The organism is Caballeronia sp. BCC1704, assembly GCF_902833455.1.
GTDB lineage: Bacteria > Pseudomonadota > Gammaproteobacteria > Burkholderiales > Burkholderiaceae > Caballeronia.
Window position 1 is genome coordinate 1356964 of sequence record NZ_CADFFT010000001.1, and the last position, 24632, is coordinate 1381595.

Sequence of the window (24632 nt, forward strand, 5' to 3'; positions counted from 1 at the left end):
CGGGCCGCTCAGGCGGCGAGAAGATCGTTGACGTGCGTGGCGATATGCTCGCCGGCCACGCCGTAGATGTGGATCGATACGGCGCGCGTTGCCGCGTCGGCTGGATTGCAAAGCTGATGAATCGCGCCGCGTCCCGCGTCCGCATACGACACGGCGCCGGCTTCGCGCGGATGCCGGCGCGTCTCGATGGCGCGATGCGCGTTCGCGTCCCAGCGATACTGCGTCTCGGCGAGCGCACCGTCGATGACCGCATAACCGCACCATGTCCGATGCGCATGCACGGGGCTCGACTGCCCCGGCTCCCAGACCAGCGCCGCGATCGCGTAACGGCCGAGCGGATCGGCGGCGAGCAAGTGACGCTGGTAGCCCTGCGGACTGCCGGCGCGCTGATCGGCACGCAGAAGCGCCGGATCGGCGATCGCGCGGGAGAGCGCCGCATGCACTCGCACGCCGAGCGACATCCCGCCATCGGCTTGCGCCGCATCGAGCGCGGCATCGATTTCGTGACAGAGGCGGGTGACGGCAGCATTCCGGTCAGCCGGGAAATGTGCGCTGCGTTGAGTGGCGAGTTCGAGTTTCATGATGACGTGCGTGCCGGTGATGTCGATCACGAATTTATACCGGCTTGCATCCGGAAACGGTTTCCATATAATTCCGCTCGGAGAAGCAAAAATAGAAAATTTTCCTATCGGGGGTGCAGTATGGGAATGGACCTCATCGACCGCAAGCTGCTCGAACTGCTGCAAGGCGACGTGACGATGCCTATCGCGGAACTGGCGTCGCGGGTGAATTTGTCGCAGACGCCGTGCTGGAAGCGGGTGCAGCGTCTGAAGGAGACCGGCGTGATTCGCGCGCAGGTCGCGCTGTGTGATCCGAAGAAACTAGGCGTCGGCACGACGGTGTTCGTCGCGGTACGCACGAATCAGCACACGCAAAGCTGGGCCGACGAATTCACGCACGCCGTGCGCGACATCCCGGAAGTGGTCGAGGTGTATCGAATGAGCGGCGAGACGGATTACTTGCTGCGCGTGGTGGTATCCGATATTGATGATTACGACCGCGTCTACAAGCAGCTCATTCGCGCGGTGCCGCTCTACGACGTCAGTTCGAGCTTCGCGATGGAGCAAATCAAGTATTCGACGGCGCTGCCGGTGCGGCCCGCCGCCGACGCCTGAACTCGCAACCTAGGACGCGCAAGAAAAAGCCGCCCGGGGAGGGCGGCGCAACACGTCCGGTCACTAGGTATTCCGGTCTTGCCCCGTCTAGCCCTCGCCGGAATCGGACGCGCATGGAATCGGCTTGAGTATGGTCATTCGGGCGCGCCTCTTACAAGCTGGGCGATGCAGCAGTGAATTTCACGGGCCTCGTCCGCGCAGCGAAATGACCGCGGCCGGTCGCAATCCAACTGAAAAGCAGTGCGGGTACGATGCTGGCTTTATCTCGATAATTGCAACGAGCCGCTGCGCCCGCCATGACCGACAACCCTCGCCAAGATCGCCCGAACCTCCAGCGCAAGAAGAATCCGACCTTGGGCATCACCGTGTTCATCGTGGTCGTGGTGCTGCTCGTGATCTTCACGCTGCTCTTCAACGCGATCCGCGACAAGCGCGAGTTCGACGAGCACAACGCGCCGCCCGCCGCCGCGAGCGACGCGCGTCCGGCACTGCCGGCCACCGGCGCCTCGCAGTAAGGCGTTCGCTTCACGCCGGCAGGTGAATCTGCGTCGCGTCCTTGCGGATGAGCGCCGACGCCGTGAGCATCTGCTTGCATTGATGCGCGAGCAGTTTCAGATCCTGAATCGCATCGGCGGGCAGACTCTGCGCGCGTTCCGCTGCGGCGACCATGGAATCCAGATCGCGGCGGAGCGTCTTGATCGCATCGGGCGATGCAGCGCCGTCTTCCTCCGAGACGACCGCCTGCGCTTCCGACAAGTTGTCCCGCACGACGGCGAACGCGCGCTGCACCGGTTCGAATGACTGGCCGTCGGCACCGTTGAGCGACTGCAAGAGCGGCGCGGCCGCCGTGATCTGCGACGCGAGCACGTGGCTTTGCACGAGCAGATCGTTGAGTTCGGCGACGTAACGTTGCTGTGCCTTCGGCTCCAGCATCATGCGCTGGAAAGCCTGCGCGAGGTTGGCGAAGGCGACGTGCACGTTCTTGCGCGCGAGGCGATAGCCGTAGTCGCGATCGAGCGCGGACGCGACAACCGTGGCGGCGGCCGATGCGCCCTTGCTCGCGGTCGCAGCCGTGCTCTCGCCGATGCCCGCCGACGACAGCCGCTCGGCCGTCGCGCTCGCGGCCTTGATCGCGCTGGCCGCGACGGCTTCGGCTTCTGCCGTCGCGGTGGCTTCCGCTGGCTCGCTGGCCGCTTCGGCGGAGACGGAGACCGGCTGCATCGACGAGGCGAACGCGGCGCGCGCCTGACCGTCGGCGAAGACGGCGCTCGGCGCGCTGGTTGCCGCGGCCGTTGCCGTTGCCGCGGCCGCCGCGCGCGCCGCGCCCGCTGCCGCCTTCGCCTTCCAACCCCAGCTGGCTTCGAGGTAATTACGCGTCGCGGCCAGCAGGTCCTTCACGAGCTTGCCCATCAGCCGATATTCCCAGTACGGGAACAGGTGGCTCGCCGCAATGGCGATCGCGCAGCCGACGACCGTATCGATGGCCCGCTCGCCGATCAGCCGCAAGCTGCCCGGCGCGAGCAGATGGAACATCAGCAACACGTAGCTGGACGTGAACACGACGCTGCCCGCGTAATTGAAAAGCAGCAGGCTGTAGCTCATCACCATCGACGCGAACATGGCGACCAGCAGAATATGCGGGTCCTTCACGAGCAGAATGAGCGCGATGGTGACCGCGCAGCCGATCGCCGTGCCGATGATCCGCTGCGTGTTGCGCTGCTTGGTGAGCGAATAGCCGGGCTTCAGGATGATGACCGTGGTCATCACGATCCAGTACGCATTGGTGAGCGGCAAGAGCCTGCCGAGCCAGAAGCCGACGCCCACCGCGATGGTCACGCGCAGCGCATGGCGAAAGCTCGGCGATGCCATGGTCAGGTTCGAGAAGATCTGCCTGAACGGCACGCGCCGGCTGGAGATGAATCGCGAGAGCGCGTGGTCGATCTGCAATTCGGTTTCGGTCGGGCTCGCGTCGTCGCGCGTGCGGCGGCGCATCTTGTCGATGAGGCGCGTCGCGCTCCAGAGCCGCCGGAACACTGCCGCCGCCGCGGCATACGCTTCGGGATTCTTCTCCGGCAGCGCGTGCTTGCGCATGAGTTCCAGTTCGTATTCGATCGCGCGCAGTTCGGCCTTCGTGCTGATCTGCTTCGGCGCCGGACGATTCTGCAGCACCGCGAGCCCGATCTCCTGCAAGTCCTCGCCCGCCTTGCGCATCAGGTCGCGATAGAACACGAGCACGTCCGAGCCCGCGAACGTCTTGCGCACGAGCGGATAGTCCGTGTGCGCGCCCACGAAGAACTCGTGCAGATCCACGATGTTGATGAACAGATTGAATAGCCGCGCGCGCCGCGCATCCAGCTTGCCGCTTTTCACCTTGGGCAGATTGCGCAGCACGATGTCGCGCGCGCCTTCCTGCTGCTCGACCGCCGCGATCTGCTTTTCGATCAGCTTTCTGTAGCACTCGTCGAGATCGGCGTCGTTGTCATAGAACTCGGCGCGCGCCTGAAGATATTCCGCGCAACTGAAAATGCTCTGCGCGAGCGCCTGCCGCTCGATCCGATAGACGAGCAGATGCGACACGAGCGTGGCCCAGTACGTGTACCAGAGCCCGCCCAGCAGAATCCACGACGCGTTGATGAGCGCCTGCATCGGCGTGAAATGCTCTTCCAGCGTCACGATCATCATGAAGAGCGTGGCGAAGCTGATCTGCGGCCAGCGGTTGCCGTAGACCACGATCAGCGAGAGCACGAAGGTGAGCGGCACCACGGTCAGCCAGAGCGTGAGCGGATGCGCCGTCGCGATGCCGGTGGCAAGGGCCGAGAAGAAGCCGATGAACGTGCACGCCAGCATCTCGTTGTGCTTGTGCTTGAGCGGGCCGGGCATGTCGACGACGCACGCGCCGAGCGCGCCCGTCGCGATGGTGAAGCCGAGCTCGCGGTTGTGAAACACCGTGAGCATGAGCACTGCGGGCAGCGAGATGCCGAGCGCGCAGCGCAAGCCGCCAAAGAAGTACTGGCTGTAGATGAACTTCCTGATTTCGAACGAGTAACGCATCGACTTCCTGTGTGGACGCTCGGGGGCGGGCAAGGGCGATGTCGAGTCTAACCCAACTCACCGGGCCTTCGGACCTCGGCCGAATGGCCGAGTTCTCGGCACGCGCGACCCTTTGTTATGCTGGCGCTTGATTTGACAAAGCTTTGCCTTTCGCGGCTTTCAGAGCGCATCCCGACCGCCTTCCATGCTCGAACTCTTCTACTCGAATCGCCACGAAACGCTTGCTGCCGCGCTGTTCGAAGACCTCGACGCCTTCGCCATGCGCGAGAGCGATCCGTTCGCGAGCGAGGCCGTGATCGTGCCGAGCGCAGCCGTGCGCCGCCGCCTGGAACTCGACATGGCCGAGCGTTTCGGCATCTGCGCGAACGTGCAGTTCTGCTATCTCGCGCAGTGGCTGTGGGCGCAGATCGGCCGCGTGCTGCCGGTGCCCGCGCATTCGCCGTTCGCGCCGGACCGGCTCGCGTGGCGCTGCTATCGCCTGTTCGACGAACCGGCGTTCCGCGAGGCGCCGCGCCTGTCGACGTATCTGAACGCCGCCGACGATTCCATGCGCTACGAACTCGCGCGCCGCATCGCGACGGTGTTCGATCACTATCTGACGTATCGCCCGGAATGGCTCACGCACTGGCAGGCGGGCGGCTCGATTCTCGCGGGCGGCGGCGCGCAGATCGACGGGCGCGGGCCGCATCTGTCCGGCGCGAGCGACCTTCAGCGCCAGGACGAACATTGGCAGGCGGCGCTGTGGCGCGCGTTGCTGGAAGATCTCGCAGCGCCGGATCGCGAGCACGACCCGACGCCGCCCGCTTACCGCTTCCTCGCCGAAGCGCCGCGCTTCGACCTCGATACCGCGATGCGGGCCGAGTGGCCGCGGCGCATCAGCGTATTCGCGCTGCCGACGATGCCGCCGCTGCATATCGCGCTCTTGCGCGAGTTGTCGCGCTGGATCGACGTGCGCATCTACGCGCTCAACCCCTGCCGCGAATTCTGGTTCGACATCGTGAGCGAGGCGCGCGTCGAGCAACTGCAACTGAAGGGCGAGGCGGACTTTCAGGAAGTCGGTCATCCGCTGCTCGCGGAGTGGGGGCGGCAGACGCAAGCGCAACTGCATATGCTCAACGAGCTGACGGAAAGCGCGGCGTCCAGCGAACGCGAACTGTTCGAAGAGAACCCCGCGCCGACGTGGCTCGCGCGCGTGCAGAACGGCATCCTCACGCTCGATGAAGACAACGCCTCGCCGCTGCCGGAAGAGATCGTCGATACGGGCGTCGAAGTCCACGTTTGCCATAGCCTCTCGCGGCAACTGGAAGTGCTCCACGACCGTCTGCTCGACTGGTTCGACTCCATAGAAGGCCTCGAGCCGTCCGACGTGCTCGTCGCGTTTCCGGATCTCGCGGTGGCCGGCCCGCTGATCGACGGCATTTTCGGCACCGCGCCCGCCGGGGCCAGCAACGAGCGGCGGCGCATTCCGTATCGCATCACGGGCTTGCCGCCGTCGCAGGCGAATCCCGTGGCGCGCGCGGTGCTCGACTGGCTCGCGCTCGCCGAGCGCGGCGTCGGCGCGCCGGAGTTGATCGAGTGGCTGCGCGTCGATGCGATCGCCACGCGCTACGGCATCGACGCCGCATCGCTCGAAACGGCGCAGGAGTGGCTGGCGCAGGCGGGCGCGCGACGCGGATTGCGGCCCGACGAGGTCACGAGCGAGCATGTGCCCGCCGCGCGCCACACGTTCGCCGACGCGCTCACGCGGCTCTACCTCGGCTATGCGCTGCCCGGCGGCGGCGCGCCGGTCGCGGACTGGCTGCCGGTGGAGGGCGCGCAAGGCTCGGAAGCGGAACTCCTCGGGCGTCTGACGCGCTTCATCGACGACATCGACGCCTTCGCGAAAGAGATCGAGACGCCGCGCAACGCGCGTGCGTGGGGCGATTTGCTGCTCGATGCGCTCGAACGTTTCTTCGATGCAGGCGTCGCGTTCAACGACACCATCGGCGACGTGCGCCACGCCATCGACGCGCTGATCGCCGCGATCGACGAAGGCGCGCGCGATACGCCAGTGCCGGCCGCCGTGATCCGCACCGCGCTCGCCGATACGCTCGACGATCCCGCGCGCGGCGGCGTGCCGTGGGGCGGCGTCACGTTCTCGTCGCTCACGAGCTTGCGCGGCTTGCCGTATCGCGTCGTGTGCCTGCTCGGCATGGACGACGGCATGCTGCCGAGCCTCGCGCGCGCCGACGAGTTCGATCTGATGGCGCGCTTCGGCAAGCTCGGCGACCGTCAGCGGCGCGACGACGAGCGCAATCTCTTCCTCGACCTGATGCTGGCCGCGCGCGACCGGCTGATGATCGCGTACACGGGGCGCAGCATTCGCGACAACGCCGTCCTGCCGCCGGCCGCGCTCATCGACGAACTACTCGATTATCTGGCGCAGGCGGTCGTGGGCAAGCATGCGGCGCCGGAAGCGCTGCGCGAGGCGCGCGCCTTGTTCGTCCACGAGCATCCGCTTCAGCCGTTCGCGCCCGAGTATTTCGAGCCCGGCGGCCGCCTTTTCACGTACGAGCCTGAGCGGGCGGAACTGGCCCGCGCGCTCGCGGCGGGGCGCACGCACGGCAGTCCGCCGTTCTTCGCCACGCCGCTGCCGCCCGAAGAGGATGAAGACATCGTCGCGTTCGACGACTTCGTGCGCTTCTGGCGGCACCCGGCGCGCGCGCTGCTGCGCGATCGCTTAGGCATTGCGCTCGTCGATGCCGATGCGGAGCTCGACATCACCGAGCCGTTCGAACTGGGCTTCGCGGGCCGCGATGCGCTCGCGGCCCGCGTGCTGCCGTCGCTGCTCGATGCCACGGACGATGCCGCCGCGCGCGCGCGCGAACGCGCCCGCCACGTCGCGCGAACGAGCCCCGAGATGCCGGGCGGCGCGACGGGCGCGGTCTGGCAGGCGCGCGAGATGCACGCGCTCGCGCATCTGGCGGACCGCATCCGCGTGTCGGTGGCGGAAGGCGTGACGCGGCTGCCGTTCGTGCTCGACATCGCGCCGCGCTGGCCGGACACGGCCGGCGTGCCACTCTTCGCGAAGTACGACGACGCGCTCGTCGACGAGCGGTCGTTCACGCTCGCCGGCACGCTGAGTCGACTGACGCCGCAAGGGCAGGTGATCTACCGCTACGATCAGCCGCGCGCCCGCGATTACCTGTCGGCGTGGCTCGCGCATCTGGCCTATTGCGCGGCGCTGCCGGACGGTCCGCGCCGCACCATCTGGCACGGGCGCGGCGCGCAGTCGGCGGATTTCGAACTCGCGCCCGTCGCCGATCCGCTCGCGCATCTCGGCACGCTCGCGGCGCTGTATCGCGCGGGACGACGCATGCCGCTGCGCTTTTTTCCGAAGAGCGCATGGCTCAAGCTGACAGAAGGCGATGCCAAAGCGCATGCCGCGTGGGAGTCCGATCGCACGCGCGCAGAGTCCGACGATCCGGCGTATCGCATCGCGTTTCGCGGTGAATCATTAAAGCTCGACGAACGCTTCGCCGCGCTCGCGCGCATCGTCTTCGAACCGCTTCGACAGCATCTGCGGAGCGGCGCATGACCACCACGACTGACGTTGTGAATCACGAAACCGTGCAGGAACTCGACGTCTTCGCGTGCCCGCTCGATGGCGTCAACCAGATCGAGGCGTCGGCCGGAACGGGCAAGACCTGGAACATCTGCGCGCTGTACGTGCGCCTGCTGCTGGAAAAGCAGTTGAGCGTCGAGCGCATCCTCGTCGTCACCTTCACGAAGGCCGCGACCGCCGAACTGCACGAGCGCATCCGCACGCGGCTCGCGGGTGTCGCGCATGCCATCGAAAACGGCGACGCGGCGGGCGATCCGTTCATCGAGCGGCTCTTCGAAACCACGCTCGAACAGATGGACCCGGAAGAGGCGCTGCAACGCATCCGCATCGCGCTGCATAGCTTCGATCAGGCCGCGATTCACACGATCCACGCGTTCTGCCAGCGCGCATTGCAGGAAGCGCCGTTCGCCGCCGCAATGCCGTTCGCGTTCGACATGGAGGCCGACGACAGCACGCTGCGCTTCGAACTCGCCGCCGATTTCTGGCGCGAGCGCGTCGAGCCTGCGGCGGCGCGCGTGCCTTCGTTCGCGTCGTGGCTCGTTGCGAAAGGCGCGGGGCCGGCATCGCTCGATGCGCAGCTCGCGCGACGCCTGAAGAAACCGCTCGCGAGACTGCGCTGGGGCAGTTTCGCCGATGTTCAAGCCGCAGAAGCGGCCGACGCGAAGGCGCTTTTCGACGAAGCCTGCGCGCTGTGGCACGCCGAGCGCGACGCGATCGCGAAGCTGCTCTTCGACGCCGAGGCCATGCTGAAGCAGACCTCGCACAAACGGTCGATGATCGAAGCGGCCATCGACGCGTGGGCCGAATATTTCGCCGATGCCGACTGTCACGCGCCACCGCCGAAAGACGCGCTGAAGATCACCGCGTCGGCGCTGGCGAAGGGCACGAAGGTCAAGCACACGCCGCCTGCGCATGCGTTCTTCGAGCACGCGGAGACGCTCGCCGCGGCGGCCGCTGCTGCTGAAGCGTCGCAGCGCGCGCTGTGGCTCGACCTCGTGCGCGAGTGGCTCGACTACGCGCCGGCCGAGTTGTCGGCAAGAAAGCGCGCGCGCCGCGTCGTCTCGTTCGACGACCTGCTCTCGAACCTGCATCACGCGCTCGTCAAACATGCATGGCTTGCCGAGGCGTTGCGCGAGCGTTATCCGGCGGCGCTCATCGACGAGTTTCAGGACACGGACCCGCTGCAATACGCCATCTTCAATCGCGTTTTCGCGCCGCACGGGCCGCTCTTTCTCGTCGGCGATCCGAAGCAGGCCATCTACAGCTTTCGCGCCGCCGATCTGCACACGTATCTCGCGGCGCGCGAGGGCGCGAGCGCGCGCTACACGCTTGCGGTGAACCAGCGGTCGACGGCGCGCATCATCGAGGCGTGCAACCGCGTGTTCGGCGCGAATCCGTCGGCGTTCATCCTCGAAGGGCTCGACTATCAGCCGGTGCGCGCGGGCACGCGCGCGCGCGGGCCGTTCGTCGATGCGACGCCCGCCGCCGCGTACTCCGATTTCGCCGATTTTTGCGTGTGGATGCTGCCGCACGGCGAGTCGGCGCTTTCGAAGGGCAACGCCCAGCGCGATGCGGCCGAAGCGTGCGCCGCCGAAATCGCGCGGCTCTTGCGCGGCGCGCAGCGCGGCGAAGTGAACATCGGCGACGAGCCGCTTCGCGCGGGAGATATCGCGGTGCTCGTGCAGACGCACCGGCAGGGCAGCATGGTCAAGCGCGTGCTCGCGGCGTGGGGCGTCGGTAGCGTGGAACTGGCGCAGGCGTCGGTGTTCGGCTCGCTCGACGCCGAGCAGATCGAACGCGTGCTCGCCGCCATCGACACGCCGGGCGATTTGCGGCGTCTGCGCGCCGCGCTCGCGACCGACTGGTTCGGGCTCGATGCCGGCGCGCTTTGGCGTCTGGAACACGCGGTTTCGGCGCCGGATTCGAACGACGGACCGAACGACTCGACGAACTGGGTCGAGCGTTTCTCGCGCTATCGCACCATTTGGCACGAGCGCGGCTTCGCGGTGATGTGGCGCACGCTGACGCGCGAACTGTCGATCGCCGCGCGCCTCGTCACGCGGCCGGACGGCGAGCGCAGGCTCACGAACATCAACCATCTGGCGGAACTGTTGCAGGCGCGCTCGGCCGAGCAGCCCGGCATCGCGCCGACGCTGCGCTGGCTCGCCGCGCAGCGCGCGCAGCAAGGCGGCGGCGAGGACGCGCAGTTGCGGCTGGAGTCGGACCGCAATCTCGTGCAGATCGTGACGATCCACAAGTCGAAAGGGCTGGAGTACGCGGTCGTGTTCTGCCCGTTCCTGAACGACGGTGCATCGCGCGACGCGCCGAAGTCCGGCTTGCCCGACGCGAAGGAGTATCACGACGAAGCGGGCGAAGCGGTGCTGCACTACGGCATCGACGAGGACGAATCGAAGGAGGTGAGCGCCGCGATCGCCCGCGAGCAGGCGGCGGAGCGCGCGCGCCTCGTCTACGTGGCGCTGACGCGGGCGGTGTATCGCTGCTATGTGGTCGCGGGCGTGTATATGTCGAATGTCTCGAACAAGTCGACGAAGGAGTCGCGACGAAGCGTGCTCAACTGGCTCGTCGCGGGCGCGGGGCAGGACTTCGACGCGTTCTGCGAGGAGCCGCCCGACGAAGCGGGAATCGTCGCGGCATGGCATGCGCTGGAAGCGCAGTCCGATGGCGCGATCGGCGTGGCGCCGTTGCCGGTGATCGGCGCGCGCGAGCCGCTCGCCGCCGAGGCCGCGGGGCCGCACGAGATGACCGCGCGAACGAATCAGCGCCTGTTGCGCGACCGCTGGCGCATGGCGAGCTTCAGTTCGCTGATCGCGGCGGGCGCCCGCGACGAGGCGAATCAGCCGCAGCCGGTCGACGCGCGGCCCGATCACGACGAACTCGCGGACCTCGACGTGCCGGTTCTCCAGCCAGCCGCGCCGCGCGACGAGACCGCGCTCGCCGACGACGACATCCTCGCGTTTCCGCGCGGCGCGGCGGCGGGGGAATGTCTGCATCGCATGTACGAACTGGCGGACTTCACGCAGCCCGCGACGTGGGGCGATGCGATCGACCGCGCGTTGCGCGAGCATCCGACGCCCGCGCCCGAGCCGATCTCCCGGCGTCTTCGGCCGATGATGCAGCGCCTGCTCGCCGATACGCTCTCGACCGAGATCGCGCCGGGTCTTCGGCTGTCGCAGATTCCGCCCGCGCGTCGCATGAATGAGCTGGAGTTTCTGTTTCCTGCGCCGTCGCTGGACTTCGCGGCGCTGCGGCGGATTCTGGCCGCGCACGGCTATCCCGACGTCGTGCTGGAGGCGGGCGCGTTGCGGGGCTTCATCAAGGGGTTCATCGACATGATCGTGGAGCACGACGGGCGCTATTGGATCATCGACTGGAAGTCGAACTATCTCGGCGAGCGCGCCGCGGACTACAGCGCCGCGCCGCTCGCCGAAGCGATGGCGCATCACGCGTATCACCTTCAGGCGCTCGTGTATGTGGTCGCACTGCACCGGTATCTGCGCGCGCGGCTCGCTGCATACGACTATGAAACGCACGTCGGCGGCTATCTGTATTTGTTCGTGCGTGGCGTGCGGCCCGACTGGCGCGATGACGACAGCGGCGCGCCGAGCGGCGTGCATCGCGGACGCCCGCCGCTTGTGCTCGTCGAGGCGCTTGACCGGCTGATGTTTGGAGGCGTGGCGTGAGCAAGGTCCAGTTGTACGCGCCGACATCGCGCTTCGCGGACGAAGGCGCTGCGCTCCGGCGGCTGATGTGCGGAGGCGTGGTATGAGCACGATGGACGTCAATGTGCCGACATCGCGATTCGCGGACGAAGGCGCCCCGCACGACCGGCAAATGTGCGGAGGCGTGGCATGAGCACGATGGACCTGAACGCGCCGACATCGCGCTTCGCGGACGAAAGCGCTGCGCTCGACCGGCTGATGCGCGGAGGCGTGGCATGAGCACGATGAACCTGAACGCGCCGACAACGCGCTTTGCGGATGAAGGCGCCGCGCTTGACGTGCTCATGCGCGAAGGCGTGGCAGAGCACGATGGACCTGAACGCGTCGGCATCGCGCTTCGCGGACAAAAGCGCCGCGCTCGACCGGCTGATGTGCGGAGGCGCGGCATGAGAACGATGTACCTGAATGCGCCGGTATGGCGCGTCGCGGACGAAGGCACTGCGCTCGAGCGGCTCATGTGCGGAGGCGCGGCATGAGCACGATGAACGTCAATGCGGCGGTATGGCGTATAGCGGAGAAAAGCGTGGAGAAAAGGGCGGCGTTCGCCAAGGCGCCCCGACGGCTGATGTGCGGAGGCGTGGCATGAGCACGATCGAGTTGAATGCGCCCGCATCGCGTTTCGCGGACGAAAGCGCGGCACTGGCCGAAGGCTTCGCGCGGCGCATGGCCGAACTGTCGCGGCGTTCCGGTGCGAACGCAAACGCAGTGGCGTGGGCCGAACGCGCGGCGCTCGCAATCAGCAGCGCGACGGCGCTCGGGCACGTGTGCATGCCGCTCGCCGCGGTCGCGCGCCGTCACGGCGGACGCGCGCGCGAGGTCCGCGAGGCGCTGCTCGCAAGCGGCGTCGCCAGCCTCGCGCGCACGCAGCCGCTCATGCAGTCGGCGGATTTGCTGCCGCTCGTCATCGACGAGGACGGCCGGCTTTATCTCGCGCGCTACTTCGACTACGAGCGGCGGCTCGCGCTTGCGCTCGTCGAGCGGGCGCGGGCCGTGCGGGATCCTGTGTCCGGGCGCGAGCTCTCGGCGGACGCCGAGCGCATCGCGAGTTATTTCGGGACGAGCGCGGGCGAAGAGATCGACTGGCAGCGCGTCGCGGCGCTCGTGGCGCTGGCGGGACGGCTGACCATCGTGAGCGGCGGTCCGGGCACGGGCAAGACGACGACGGTGGTCGGCGTGCTGGCCTGTCTGCTCGACGCCGATCCCAACCTGCGCATCGCGCTCGCCGCGCCGACCGGCAAGGCCGCGCAGCGCATGCAGGAGGCGCTGATCGAGCGCGCGGACAAGCTCCCGCCCGAACTCGCGCAACGCTTGCCGCGCACGTCGTTCACGCTGCAGCGACTGCTGGGCGTGCTGCCGGATGGCGGCTTCCGGCATCATCGGGAGAATCCGCTGCCGTACGACGTGATCGTCGTCGATGAAGCGTCGATGATCGATGTCGCGCTCGCGGCGCATTTGCTCGAAGCCGTCGCGCCGACGAGCCGGCTCGTGATGCTCGGCGACAAGGACCAGCTTTCCGCGGTCGAAGCGGGCGCGGTGTTCGCGGAACTGAGCGCGCAGCCGTCGTTCAGTCAGGGCGGCGCGCGGCGCATTGCCGAGGCGCTCGGCGTGGACTACGCGCGCTTGCGGGCGGCGTTGCCGTCGGGTGCGCCTTCGGTTGAAGCAATCGGGGCGGCGCTTGCGGCGGCGCAGAACGTAGACGAGGAAGATTTGTTGGCGCCGCGAGATGCGCGACGCGATGAGCAAACTCACGTTGCGCCGGCCGGTATGGCTGCGGCGTTGCCGTCGGGTTCGCCTTTGGTTTCCTCGTCAGACGACGATTCGGATGGCGAAGCGATCGGCGCGGGGCTTGCGGCGACTCAGAGCGCAGACGACGGAGACTTGTTCGCGCCGCGAGACGCGCGACGCGATGAGCCAACTCCCGTTGCGCCGGCCGGTAAGGCTGCGGCGTTGCGCGCCAGATCGGCGTCGCGCACGCAAGCCGTTTTCGATGACGAAGGCTACGCCGACCTTTTCGCGACCATCGACACGGAGACGTATCCGGAAGATGAACGTAGCGACGGTGCGCGGCGGAGCGTGGACGACGAGCGAATTCAGCAGGAGGCACCGAACAAGCGCGATGAGCGGGATGACAACGCCGGGCGCGAACGGCGGGACGAGCTTAACGAGCAACGCGAGGGCGATCAGTCTGATAAGCGCGACTGTCGAGCTGAGCGTAAAAGCCGCGACGAGGGAAACCAGCGCGACGACCGTACACAGTACGACGAGCGTGATCAGCGCGGGGAGCAAACCGACGACAGCGAGCAGGACCGACGCAGCGAACAGGAGGATCGGCACCACGAGCACCACGGCCACAATGAGCGCAACGGCCGAAACGTGTACTACGGCCGTAACGAGCATGACGAGCAAAGGGAACGTGACGAGCCCAAACAGCACGCTAATCTAAACGAACCCAGCGAAAACGACAGGCGCATCGCGGCCGACGATCCGAGCCACACCGACGCCCCGCTCACCGATTGCGTCCTCTGGCTTGCGCGCAATTACCGCTTCGGGCTGGATTCGGCGATCGGCCGCTTGTCGATCGCCATCCGCGACGGCGATGCGCAAGCTGCGCTCGCAGCGCTCGACATCCGGCAATCGCCCGCGACAGCTGAAGACGCAGCCGCCGTGCTCTTCGACGACGCGCACGCCACGCTATCCGAGCGCACGCTCGCGCACCTGGCGACAGGTTTCGCCCCTTACGCCGATGCCCTTTCGTCCGTACTCGAGGCGCGTCGCTCGGCGTCAGTCGGCGCGCAGAATGACGAAGCCCAGCTCTTCGACTCCCTGAACCGCTTTCGCGTGCTGTGCGCGACGCGCAAAGGCCCGCGCGGCGTCGACGAAGTGAACGCCCGCATCGCGGCAAAAGTGCGGGAGCAAGCCGGCATTGCGCTTGCGCTCGGCGCACAATGGTTCGCCGGGCGGCCGGTGATCGTCACGCGCAACGACTACGCGCTCGGGCTTTTCAACGGCGATATCGGCATCGCGCTGCCGGGCGCGGACGGCGCGCTTCGCGTGGCCTTCCGCATGGCCGACGGCTCGGTGCGCTACGTCTCGCCCGCCGCGCTGCCGCCGCACGATACGGCGTTCGCGCTCACGGTCCACAAGTCGCAGGGATCGGAGTTCGACGAGGCGGCGCTCGTCTTGCCGGGGAGCTTCGTGCGCGTGCTGTCGCGGGAGCTGGTGTACACGGCCATCACGCGGGCCAAGCGCCGGATCGAGGTGATCGGCTCGGCGGAGATCTTCGCGCAGGCGGTCGATGCGCCGACGCGCCGCGATTCCGGCCTCGCGGCGAGAATGATGCGATTGATGAGCGCGAGCGCCGGGACTTGAGGCGCGTGCCTATTCGAAGGAGTCACTCTCATGACCGATAGCTTCGCGATCGCGCCGGGCGAGATCGAGTTGACGGCGGTGCGCGCGCAGGGCGCGGGCGGGCAGAACGTCAACAAGGTGTCGAGCGCCATTCACCTGCGCTTCGACATTCGCGCGTCGTCGCTGCCGGAGCACATCAAGGCGCGTCTGCTCGCGCTCGCCGATAGCCGCGTGACCCGCGACGGCGTCATCGTCATCAAGGCACAGGAGCATCGCACGCAGGACATGAATCGCGCCGCGGCGCTCGCGCGGCTCGACGAACTCATTCGCAGCGTGAGCGTCACGCGTCGCAAACGCATCGCGACGAAGCCCACGCGCGCGTCGCAGGTTCGCCGTGTCGAAGGGAAAGTGAAACGCGGCGCGGTGAAAGCGGGGCGCGGACGGGTGCGGGACGAGTAGGGCGGCGGGGCGTGCTGGTTCTTGCGCGTGGAAAGGCATGCGCTAGGTGACGTCCGTCGCTAGAGTCGTTCGCGCGAGCATTGCGAGCAGGACGTGCTCGAGGCTTCTAATGCGCCGGCCAAGCCGAGCGCGGATGCCAAGCCGGCATCCGCTTGCCCGCGACCATATCTGCGCATTTCTCCGAGTTCACGAGCGACACGTGTTCATCGGGAATGGCGGCGGCTGCGCTGCGCCGCGAAAGTGGAGCGCAAAACTCGACCGGCTCGTTCGAACGAGCACAAGGACTACCGCGCCAGCGCCTGTCGCGCGCTGAACGGCATCCGCTCAGCAACGGGCGTCGCGGGAGCGGAGTGCATACCGCGCTGCGTAGCGAAAGTGCGAGCGCAAACCCGCGCGACTCATTCGAACACGCAGAAAGATGAGCGGGTAAGCGCCTGTCGCGCGCTGGACGGCATCCGCTCAGCAGTGGGCGTCGCGGGAGCGGAGCGCATACCGCGCTGCGTTGCGAAAGTGGGAGCGCAAATCCGCGCGACTCATTCGAACACGCAGAAAGATGAGCGGGTAAGCGCCTGTCGCGCGCTGGACGGCATCCGCTCAGCAACGGGCGTCGCGGGAGCGGAGCGCATACCGCGCTGCGTTGCGAAAGTGGGAGCGCAAATCCGCGCGACTCATTCGAACACGCAGAAAGATGAGCGGGTAAGCGCCTGTCGCGCGCTGGATGGCATCCGCTCAACAATGGGCGTCGCGAAAGCCGAGCGCAAACCGCGCGACTCATGTGAATGGGTAGGAAGATGAGCAGGCAAGCGCCTGTCGCGCCCTAGACGCCAGCCGCTCAGCGACGAGCGCCGCGAAAGCCAAGCGTGGATGCCGACCCGGCATCCGCTCGACAATCCGGTGGCCAGCGCCGTGCCCGCGCATCCTTCATCACGAGCGACACGCGTTTATCGAGAGAAGCGCGGCCCGCACTCCGCCGCCAACGCAGAGGGCCATCCCGGCCGACGTAGTCCGACGAGTGCACACACTACCGCGCAAGCGACTTCCTCCCGCCAAACGGCATCCGCTTGACCACGCCCGTCGCCAGCGCCGTGCCCGCGAGCACGACCGCGCATCCTTCCATCATCACGAGCGAGAGGTGCTCGTCCAGGAAAAGCGCGCCCCACAAGATGCCGAAAAGCGGAATGACGAACGTGACCGTCATCGCGCGCGCCGGGCCGGCCGACGCCACCAGCCCGAAGTAGAGGAAATACGCGATGCCCGTGCAGCACACGCCGAGCGCGATGACCGCCTCCCACGCATGCGCGGAGATCGGCGTCGCGGGCCACGTCATCGCGGCGAGCGGGGCAAGCGCGATGGTCGCGCCGATCATGCTGCCGGCCGCATTCGTGGTCGCGTCGACATCCATCAGGTACTTCTTCGCGAAGTTGCCCGCCACGCCGTAGAGCGCGGACGCCGCCAGCGCCGCCGCGGCCCCCAGCAGCCCGCGCACCGGCAGCGCCGACACGCCCGCGTCGTGCGCGCCCGGCGTCGCAATCTGGTTCCACACGAGCAGCAGCACGCCCGCGAAGCCGATCGCCATGCCGATGGTGCGCATCGTCGTCAGCCGGTCCTTCAACCACACGTACGCGACGAGCGCGCCCCAGAGCGGCGTCGTCGCGTTGATGACGGACGTCGCGCCCGCCGACAGCGTGAGTTCCGCGAATGCGAAAAGACAGAAGGGCGCGGCCGAATTGAGAATGCCGACGACGAAAAGCGGCACGGCGCGCTTGCGCATCGTCGAAAGCGTGTCGGCCCACGGGCGTCGCGCGAGCAGCATCGCGATCAGAAACAGCGCGCCGATGCCCACGCGCACGGCCATCAGCGGCGCGACACCGAACTCGACGACACCCACGCGGATGAAAAGAAACGACGCGCCCCACATGGCGGCCAGGACGACTAATTGAAACAAATTGACGATGGACATGACGTTGCGGACTTCTTCCTGCTGATAAAAGTCCGCGCATGTTACACCGCGCCGCGCGCCGGGAAGCGTTCGTCGAAAGAGAGCGCAAGAAGCAGGAACAAAGCAGGAACGCGCCCCGTCGCCGAACGGGGCGCGGGGGCGTGGTTAGTGCGGGGGAATCATCCACGTGAGCACGTTCTGTTGCAGCCAGACGAGCACGCCGAGAATGATGGTGAGCAGAATGGAATGCTTGAAAGTTCGCGCGAAGACGAGGCCTTCCTTGCCCTTCAGGTCGGTGGTCGCCACGCCCGTCGAGATGTTCTGCGGCGAGATCATCTTGCCCATCACGCCGCCGGACGAGTTCGTCCCCGCCATCAGCACCGGATTCAGATTGAGCTGGTGCGCCGCCACCACTTGCAGGTTGCCGAAAAGCGCATTGCCCGACGTGTCGCTGCCGGAGAGAAAGACCGCGACCCAGCCGAGAAACGCCGACACGAGCGGAAACAGCGGCCCGACCGACGCCACGCCCAGACCCAGCGTGTAGTTCATGCCCGAGTAGTTCATCAGATACGCGAGACCGACGATGGTCGCCACCGTCAGGATGGCGATGCGCGTCTGCACCCACGTATCGACGATCGCCGCGCCGAATTCACGCGCCGGCAGCTTGACGAGCGCGGCCGTGATGATGGCCGCCACCAGAATGGCCGTGCCCGTGGCGAGCGGCTGGAAGTCCCAGATCGCGCCGTACGGCTGGTTGTACAGCGTGATGTAGACGGCCTTGTCGAGCCCCGGCCACGACACCTTCACATCGCCGATCAGGAAGATCTTCGCGACCGTCCACACGATCACGACGATCGACACCACGATCCACGGCAGCCAGCCTTGCCCGCCCGAGAGCGCGGCGCGCGTGGCGCCCGCGCGATCGACGTTCACCGCGAAGCGTTCGTCGGGCGCGGGTTTCCAGACGCGCAGGAACGCAATCGTCAGAATGAGCGAGACGAGCGACGACAGCACGTCCGTGAGCGCGTAGCTGATGTAGTTCGACGTGACGAACTGCGTCAGCGCGAACGTCCCGCCGGAGACGAGCAGCACGGGCCACACGCGCATCATGTTGCGAAAGCCCGCGTACACGGCGATCACGTAGAAGGGCAGGAAGAACGCGAAAAGCGGCAACTGGCGGCCGACCATTTTCGCGAGCGCGTCCGTCGGCAGGTGCGTGACCGCGCCGAGCACGGTGATCGGCACGCCGAGCGCGCCGAAGGCCACCGGCGCCGTGTTGAAAATGAGCGTGAAAGTGAGCGCTTCGAGCGTCGGAAAGCCGAGCAGGATCAAAAGCGAACTCGTGATCGCGATCGGCGTGCCGAACCCGGAGATGCCTTCGAGCAGCGCGCCGAACGAGAAGCCGATGACCACCAGCACGATGCGCCTGTCGTTCGGCAGGTTATCGACCATCCAGAGCCGAAAGGCTTCGAAGCGCCCGGAGCGTTGCGCGACGTTGTAGAGCAGGATCGCCGCGAACACGATCCACATGACCGGCCACAGCGCGAAGACGGCGCCCGCCGCGACCGAATTCAGCGCGAGGCCAACCGGGAACTTCCAGCCCGCGACGGCGATGATGAGCGCGGCGATCAATCCCGCGAGCGATGCCTGCCACGCCGGGCGGCGCGCCCAGCCGAGCAGCACCAGCACGATGATGATCGGCAGCGCCGCCACGATGAACGACAGCGCCAGTGAATCGGCAATGGGTGTGAGTAGCTGATGGAACATCGAGTCTCCTTTTTTCTCTTGTTGGCGAAGCGGCGGCCGCAGCCGCCATGCGCGCGGAGTTCGATGTTTCAGTCGCGCACGCCGGCGACGTGCGCCGTCTTAAGCGCCGGCGTAACACGCCCACTAAGAATAGGTGACCGATGAGCCGCGTCAAGCGGTGAAAGCCCGCGTACGCGCCGTGGTTCGTCGGATTGGGTCAGCTGCGAATCAGCCTTCCACGGCTGCGGCTGCGGCCGTTGCTGCGCCGCTGTCGCGGTTCGCGGGCGGCGTCTGCCGGAACACCCAGACAGTCAGAAGCGCGATCGACGCAAGCATCCAAAGCAGAAAAAACACGAAGGCCATCATGTCCTGTTCCCCGAGAACGTGAAGTGGGCGACAGCGGCGCCGTCGCATCGCGGTAAATAGGGACGGTGAATAGCCAGAAACGTGCCAATTGTCTGTCCAATTCCGCCAAAGGCTTGTCAGAAAAGGAAAGAGAGAAGGCGCACCGAGCCGGCGACGCGGCGCATCGGGCGCGCGGCGTCGGAAAATGTTTCAGGTTCGTTACTGGGCACCGGACTTACGCCGGTGAACACGCCAATTTCGTAACGAAGATGAACACGCTCGCCCGACTCAGTGGCCGCGACCGCCTCCGTGGCCGAAGCCTCCATGTCCGCCGTAGCCGCCTTGCCACGTCCCGCCGCCGTGCCAGCCGCCACCGCCGTGCCATCCGCCGCCATGCCAGTCGCCGCCGTGGTGCCAGCCGCCGTGGTGCCAGCCGTATCCGTGGCCCCAGCAGCATCCGCCGCCCCAGTAGCCGAAGCCGACCGAGATCGCCGGATAGCCGTAGCCGTAATACGCCGGATACGGGTACGGGTAATACGGATAGCCATAGGACGGATAAGCGCCGTAGTAGCCGGCATAAGGGTAGACGGCGGAGTAGGGCACCTGTTCGGTCGAGTAGACGATGCCGGTCCCCGGCACCGCCGATGCGCCCGAGGCTCCGTTGGCCGGTAGCGCGAATTCACGCTGCGCATAGATGGCGCTGACCGTGGGGTAACCCGCGCCGGGGTAATCGGGATACGGGTAGTAACAGCCGCTAACCAGAAGTCCCACAGCGAGCGCGGCCATGCCGCTCTTTGCGTGGACGATGCGTGCGGACGTCATGATGCTGCTCCTTGAATTGCCTGCGGGACTCTTCGGGTTCAATGGTCTCGATAGAACCGATCCGGTCCGTTAAAGAGGAGCTTAGTCGATCGATGCATGGCGCGTGGCATGCGCCCGGTGAGGAACGATGGCTGGTATCGCTTCCTGTAACAGACTTGAAACACGTGCGGCCCCGACGATGTCGCGCCGCACGCTCGATGCGCTGCGGCCCTTACTTGCCGACCTGATTGCCGATGACCCCGCCGACGGCCGCGCCGCCCAGCGTCGAAAGCGCGCTGCCGCCGATCACGGCCCCGCCCGCTGCGCCGACGCCCGCGCCGATGGCGGTGTCGCGCTGACGCGTGGTCATGTTGTCGCAACCGGTCAATCCGGCGAAAGAAGCGATGAGCAGTGCTGCGGCGCCGATTTGTTTGATGTTTTTCATGTCGACTCTCCAGTGATGATGGAACGAATCGGCTGCGGCGTGACTTCCCGGACAAGACGACGGTCCGGCGCGCATGCCGCGTTTTTTCGCCGGTTCGTTCGATAGGCAGCAGGAAAGATGCCCGAATCGTCTGAATGAGCGTTCAGCCTTGTCGCAGAAGGCTTTGAGCGGAACGCAGCAAGCAAAACGGCCTGTCGCGCTCGCCGCGCGACAGGCCGTTTTTCCGGTGAGGTTTCAGTCCGTCAGAAACGGCGCATCACGTCGGCTGGTAGATTTCCGCGCCCTTCTTCACGAACTCGATCGCCTTCGTCTGCATGCCGTGGGTGAGCGCGTCGGTTTCGCTCACGCCCTGCTTCGCGGCGAAGTCGCGCACGTCCTGCGTGATCTTCATCGAGCAGAAGTGCGGGCCGCACATCGAGCAGAAGTGCGCGACCTTCGCGGAGTCCTTCGGCAGCGTTTCGTCGTGGAATTCGCGCGCCTTGTCCGGGTCGAGGCCGAGGTTGAACTGATCTTCCCAGCGGAATTCGAAGCGCGCCTTCGAGAGCGCGTTGTCCCGCACCTGCGCGCCGGGATGGCCCTTCGCCAGATCCGCCGCGTGCGCCGCGAGCTTGTACGTGATGATGCCTTCCTTCACGTCGTCCTTGTTCGGCAAGCCGAGGTGCTCCTTCGGCGTGACGTAGCAGAGCATCGCGGTGCCGAACCAGCCGATCATCGCGGCGCCGATGCCCGAGGTGATGTGGTCGTAGCCCGGCGCGATGTCGGTGGTGAGCGGCCCGAGCGTGTAGAAGGGCGCCTCGTCGCACCATTGCAGCTGCAGGTCCATGTTCTCCTTGATGAGCTGCATCGGCACGTGGCCCGGACCTTCGATCATCACCTGCACGTCGTGCTTCCACGCGATTTGCGTGAGTTCGCCGAGCGTCTTCAGCTCGCCCAACTGCGCTTCGTCGTTCGCGTCGTAGATGGAGCCGGGGCGCAGGCCGTCGCCGAGCGAGAACGAGACATCGTATTGCTTCATGATTTCGCAGATGTCTTCGAAGTGCTCGTAGATGAAGCTCTCCTTGTGATGCGCGAGGCACCACTTCGCCATGATCGAGCCGCCGCGCGACACGATGCCCGTCATGCGATTCGCCGTCAGCGGCACGTATTGCAGCCGCACGCCCGCGTGGATCGTGAAGTAATCGACGCCTTGCTCGGCTTGCTCGATGAGCGTGTCGCGGAAAATTTCCCACGTCAGGTCTTCGGCCTTGCCGTTGACCTTTTCGAGCGCCTGATAGATGGGCACCGTGCCGATCGGCACCGGCGAATTGCGGATGATCCACTCGCGCGTCTCGTGAATGTGCTTGCCGGTGGACAGGTCCATCACCGTGTCGCCGCCCCAGCGGATCGCCCACGTCATCTTGTCGACTTCCTCGCCGATGGACGACGTGACCGCCGAATTGCCGATGTTCGCGTTGATCTTCACGAGGAAGTTGCGGCCGATGATCATCGGCTCGCTTTCCGGGTGATTGATGTTCGCGGGAATGATCGCGCGGCCGCGCGCCACTTCTTCGCGCACGAACTCAGGCGTGATTTCCTTGAGCGCGTCCTTGCCGAACGCCGCCGCGCCGAACGCCTGTCCGGGATGCTGGCGGCCCATCATCTGCGCGAGCTTTTCGCCGTTCGGGCCGCTCTTGCGCAGGCTTTCGAGATACTCGGCGCGACGCTGGTTTTCGCGGATGGCGATGTATTCCATCTCCGGCGTGACGATGCCCGCGCGCGCGTAGTGCATCTGCGTGACGTTCTTGCCGGCGATGGCGCGGCGCGGCTTGCGATGCAGGCCGGGAAAGCGCAGTTCGGCCGTTTTCGGATCGGCGGCGCGCTCGCGGCCGAATTCGCTCGACAGGCCCGCCAGTTCTTCCGTGTCGCCGCGCTTCTCGATCCAGCCGGCGCGCAGCGCGGGCAATCCCGAGCGAATGTCGATTTTCGCGTCCGGATCGGTGTACGGGCCGGACGTGTCGTACACGTACACCGGCGGATTCTTCTCGCCGCCGAAGCCGTCCGGCGTGTCCGACTGCGTGATCTCGCGCATCGGCACGCGAATGTCGGGCGTCGAGCCGGTCACGTAGACCTTGCGCGAATTCGGCAGCGGGGCGATGGCGGCGGCGTCGACGACGGCGTTTTCCGACAGAAACTTGGGATTGGCATTCATGTGCTGTCTCTCCTGTGGGACGTGTTGACATGCGAGCGTTGCCGCGCTCGGCTGACTCAGGAGCTAAACAGGGAGGAACGAGACGGAAAGGTACGGGTTCGGAAGAAGTAGTCTGATGCGGCGCGACTGTCGAAACCCGAACGCTTCCCTGCGCTGGCATTATCCAGATCAGGTTCAAAGGGTATTTCTCACCCGCGCCGCGCGAGGCGACTGCGCTCGATGAAACCGGCCGCAATCGCGATGCGCAACGCAGGACCCCCGCGTTAGCAGCCGCCACCATACACCGCAGCGTGGCGTGTTGGCAACCATCCGAAAATTCGTCCGGCGATTCGTCGATCGCGCGGGGCGCTTACTGCATAATGTCGCTCGCCCCGGCCTGCGTGTTTTCCCTGACCGCCCGGCAGCCGCAATCGACGCCCCGCGTCTTGTGCTGTTTCTCCTCTGCGTCCGCGTTCGCATTCCAACTGTTTCGCCATGTCGTCCTGTCTCGTTTGTCGCGCCGGAGCTTTCGCCCGTTCAATTGCCGTCTGTCGGATCGAAGACACGGCTCGGTCTTGCACGCTGGCCGGATAACGCATGTCCAAGCCGCCGCGCCTGCCGTTTTCGTTGCCCGATTGTTTTCCGTTTCGCGCGCCGCGTTCGCACAAGGGACAAGTCGCGCTCGCGCTGGCCGTCGTCTATCTCGTGTGGGGATCGACATATCTCGCCGTGCATCTGTCGCTCGCGTCGTTTCCGCCGCTTTTGCTTTCCGGCTTGCGCAATCTGTTCGCGGGCATCGGGCTCTTCGTGTTCGCGGCGCGCCGCAAGCCGGTCTGGCCGACGTTGGCCGAAGCGCGTAATGCCGCGCTCGTCGGCACGCTGCTCGTCGGCTTGTCCAGCGGGATGCTCGCCTACGGCATGCGGACCGTCGAGACCGGGACGGCCGCCGTGATGGTCGCCACCGTGCCGCTTTTCGCGACGATCATCGCCGCGCTCACGGGCCGGCGCATCGCGAAGGGCGAGTGGGTGGCGGTCGGGCTCGGGCTCGTCGGCATCGTGTTGCTGAACCACGGCGATTCGTCCTCCGGCTCGACCGCGGGCAGCATCGCGATTCTCTGCGGCGCGATCTTCTGGGCGGGCGGGGCGCACCTCGCGAGCCGCGTCAAGCTGCCGTCGGACCTCTTCATGTCGACGGCGCTGCAGATCGGCCTCGGCGGTTCAATCTCGACGACGGTCGCGTTGCTCTCGGGCGAGCGGCTCTCGGGCATCGGCTTCGTGCCGGGGCTGTCGTTTCTGTATCTGATGCTCGTCGGGACGATGGCCGCGTATGTCGCCTACGGCTTTTTGATCCGGCATACGAGCCCGATCATCGCGAGCAGCTGCATGTACGTGAACCCGGTGGTCGCGGTGTTGCTCGGCGCGCTGTTGCTCGGCGAGGCGATCACGCGCTGGACCGTCATTGCGACGGTCGTCATTCTGCTGAGCGTCGGGCTTTCTTTCTGGTTCGATTATCGACGGCGCGGGTTGGTGTGAGTGCCTTTCGTTCGCTTCGCTTGTAAGAAACACGCCCGCGCAGCGCTCGAAGCCGCGCACACGCCGCTGCGCTCTCGCGCCCCGAACGAATCCTCTAACGAATGCCGCAGCCTTGCGCAATAAGGCTTGCAGGCGGAGTCGCGCCGCTCGCGCACCGCAAAAGGGCACGGGTGTTGCTCTTTATGCGCCACCCGCGAGGCGCGTCATTCCGATGAAACCAAGACGCGTTCTTTGCGGCGAGGACGCGGCGTTGCGGGCCATCCGCCCGCCGTCCGCAGC

Annotated in this window: 16 protein-coding genes and 1 riboswitch; of the genes, 8 read left to right on the forward strand and 8 right to left on the reverse strand. The window is 66.5% G+C overall.

Going from position 1 to position 24632, the window contains the following annotated elements; translation table 11 throughout:
• Positions 1–8: 8 nt before the first annotated feature.
• Positions 9–611, reverse strand: coding sequence for a cysteine dioxygenase family protein (locus HWX53_RS06330; RefSeq protein ID WP_347879148.1), 603 nt, complete (start codon positions 609–611; stop codon positions 9–11).
• Between the two features lie 96 nt (positions 612–707).
• Between HWX53_RS06330 and HWX53_RS06335 the strand changes: the two genes are divergently transcribed.
• Positions 708–1175, forward strand: a complete 468-nt coding sequence (locus tag HWX53_RS06335; RefSeq protein WP_175939940.1) for an Lrp/AsnC family transcriptional regulator — start codon at positions 708–710, stop codon at positions 1173–1175.
• A gap of 296 nt (positions 1176–1471) precedes the next feature.
• A complete protein-coding gene (locus tag HWX53_RS06340; RefSeq protein ID WP_175939941.1) occupies positions 1472–1690 on the forward strand; it encodes a hypothetical protein in 219 nt (72 codons plus the stop codon).
• A 10-nt stretch (positions 1691–1700) separates the two neighbouring features.
• On the opposite strand, the gene HWX53_RS06345 is transcribed toward HWX53_RS06340, so the two are convergent.
• Positions 1701–4226 carry an FUSC family membrane protein gene (locus tag HWX53_RS06345; protein ID WP_175939942.1) on the reverse strand — a complete coding sequence of 842 codons (2526 nt, stop codon included), beginning with the start codon at positions 4224–4226 and terminating at the stop codon, positions 1701–1703.
• Between the two features lie 184 nt (positions 4227–4410).
• On the opposite strand from HWX53_RS06345, the gene recC reads away from it, so the two are divergent.
• The 5 genes from recC (at position 4411) to arfB (ending at position 15377) form a co-directional block, all read left to right on the forward strand.
• Positions 4411–7803, forward strand: a complete 3393-nt coding sequence (recC, locus tag HWX53_RS06350) for an exodeoxyribonuclease V subunit gamma (RefSeq protein ID WP_175939943.1) — start codon at positions 4411–4413, stop codon at positions 7801–7803.
• Complete coding sequence (gene recB / locus HWX53_RS06355) at positions 7800–11531, forward strand: exodeoxyribonuclease V subunit beta (RefSeq protein WP_175939944.1); 3732 nt, start codon at positions 7800–7802, stop codon at positions 11529–11531. Before recC ends, recB begins: the two co-directional genes overlap by 4 nt.
• Before the next feature lie 254 nt (positions 11532–11785).
• Positions 11786–12046: a hypothetical protein gene (locus HWX53_RS27445; RefSeq protein WP_208454774.1), complete on the forward strand. Its 261-nt coding sequence runs from the start codon at positions 11786–11788 to the stop codon at positions 12044–12046.
• A gap of 106 nt (positions 12047–12152) precedes the next feature.
• The gene (locus HWX53_RS27580; RefSeq protein ID WP_244140009.1) at positions 12153–14939 is read left to right on the forward strand and encodes an AAA family ATPase; all 2787 of its coding nucleotides are present in this window, start codon (positions 12153–12155) and stop codon (positions 14937–14939) included.
• A 30-nt stretch (positions 14940–14969) separates the two neighbouring features.
• On the forward strand, positions 14970–15377 hold the full coding sequence (gene arfB / locus HWX53_RS06370; RefSeq protein ID WP_175939945.1) for an alternative ribosome rescue aminoacyl-tRNA hydrolase ArfB: 408 nt from the start codon (positions 14970–14972) through the stop codon (positions 15375–15377).
• A 1021-nt stretch (positions 15378–16398) separates the two neighbouring features.
• Here arfB and HWX53_RS06375 read toward each other — a convergent pair.
• From HWX53_RS06375 to thiC, 6 genes are all read right to left on the reverse strand, one after another.
• A complete protein-coding gene (locus HWX53_RS06375; RefSeq protein ID WP_175939946.1) occupies positions 16399–17337 on the reverse strand; it encodes a DMT family transporter in 939 nt (312 codons plus the stop codon).
• Between the two features lie 144 nt (positions 17338–17481).
• On the reverse strand, positions 17482–19083 hold the full coding sequence (locus HWX53_RS06380; RefSeq protein ID WP_175939947.1) for an L-lactate permease: 1602 nt from the start codon (positions 19081–19083) through the stop codon (positions 17482–17484).
• Between the two features lie 207 nt (positions 19084–19290).
• Positions 19291–19428 carry a hypothetical protein gene (locus HWX53_RS06385; RefSeq protein WP_175939948.1) on the reverse strand — a complete coding sequence of 46 codons (138 nt, stop codon included), beginning with the start codon at positions 19426–19428 and terminating at the stop codon, positions 19291–19293.
• A gap of 267 nt (positions 19429–19695) precedes the next feature.
• Positions 19696–20229, reverse strand: coding sequence for a hypothetical protein (locus HWX53_RS06390; RefSeq protein ID WP_175939949.1), 534 nt, complete (start codon positions 20227–20229; stop codon positions 19696–19698).
• Between the two features lie 211 nt (positions 20230–20440).
• A complete protein-coding gene (locus HWX53_RS06395; protein ID WP_175939950.1) occupies positions 20441–20653 on the reverse strand; it encodes a glycine zipper 2TM domain-containing protein in 213 nt (70 codons plus the stop codon).
• 256 nt (positions 20654–20909) lie between these two features.
• Positions 20910–22841: a phosphomethylpyrimidine synthase ThiC gene (thiC, locus tag HWX53_RS06400; protein WP_175939951.1), complete on the reverse strand. Its 1932-nt coding sequence runs from the start codon at positions 22839–22841 to the stop codon at positions 20910–20912.
• A 127-nt stretch (positions 22842–22968) separates the two neighbouring features.
• Positions 22969–23111, reverse strand: a riboswitch (TPP riboswitch).
• Between the two features lie 306 nt (positions 23112–23417).
• Between thiC and HWX53_RS06405 the strand changes: the two genes are divergently transcribed.
• On the forward strand, positions 23418–24353 hold the full coding sequence (locus HWX53_RS06405) for an EamA family transporter (protein WP_175939952.1): 936 nt from the start codon (positions 23418–23420) through the stop codon (positions 24351–24353).
• Positions 24354–24632 lie beyond the last annotated feature (279 nt).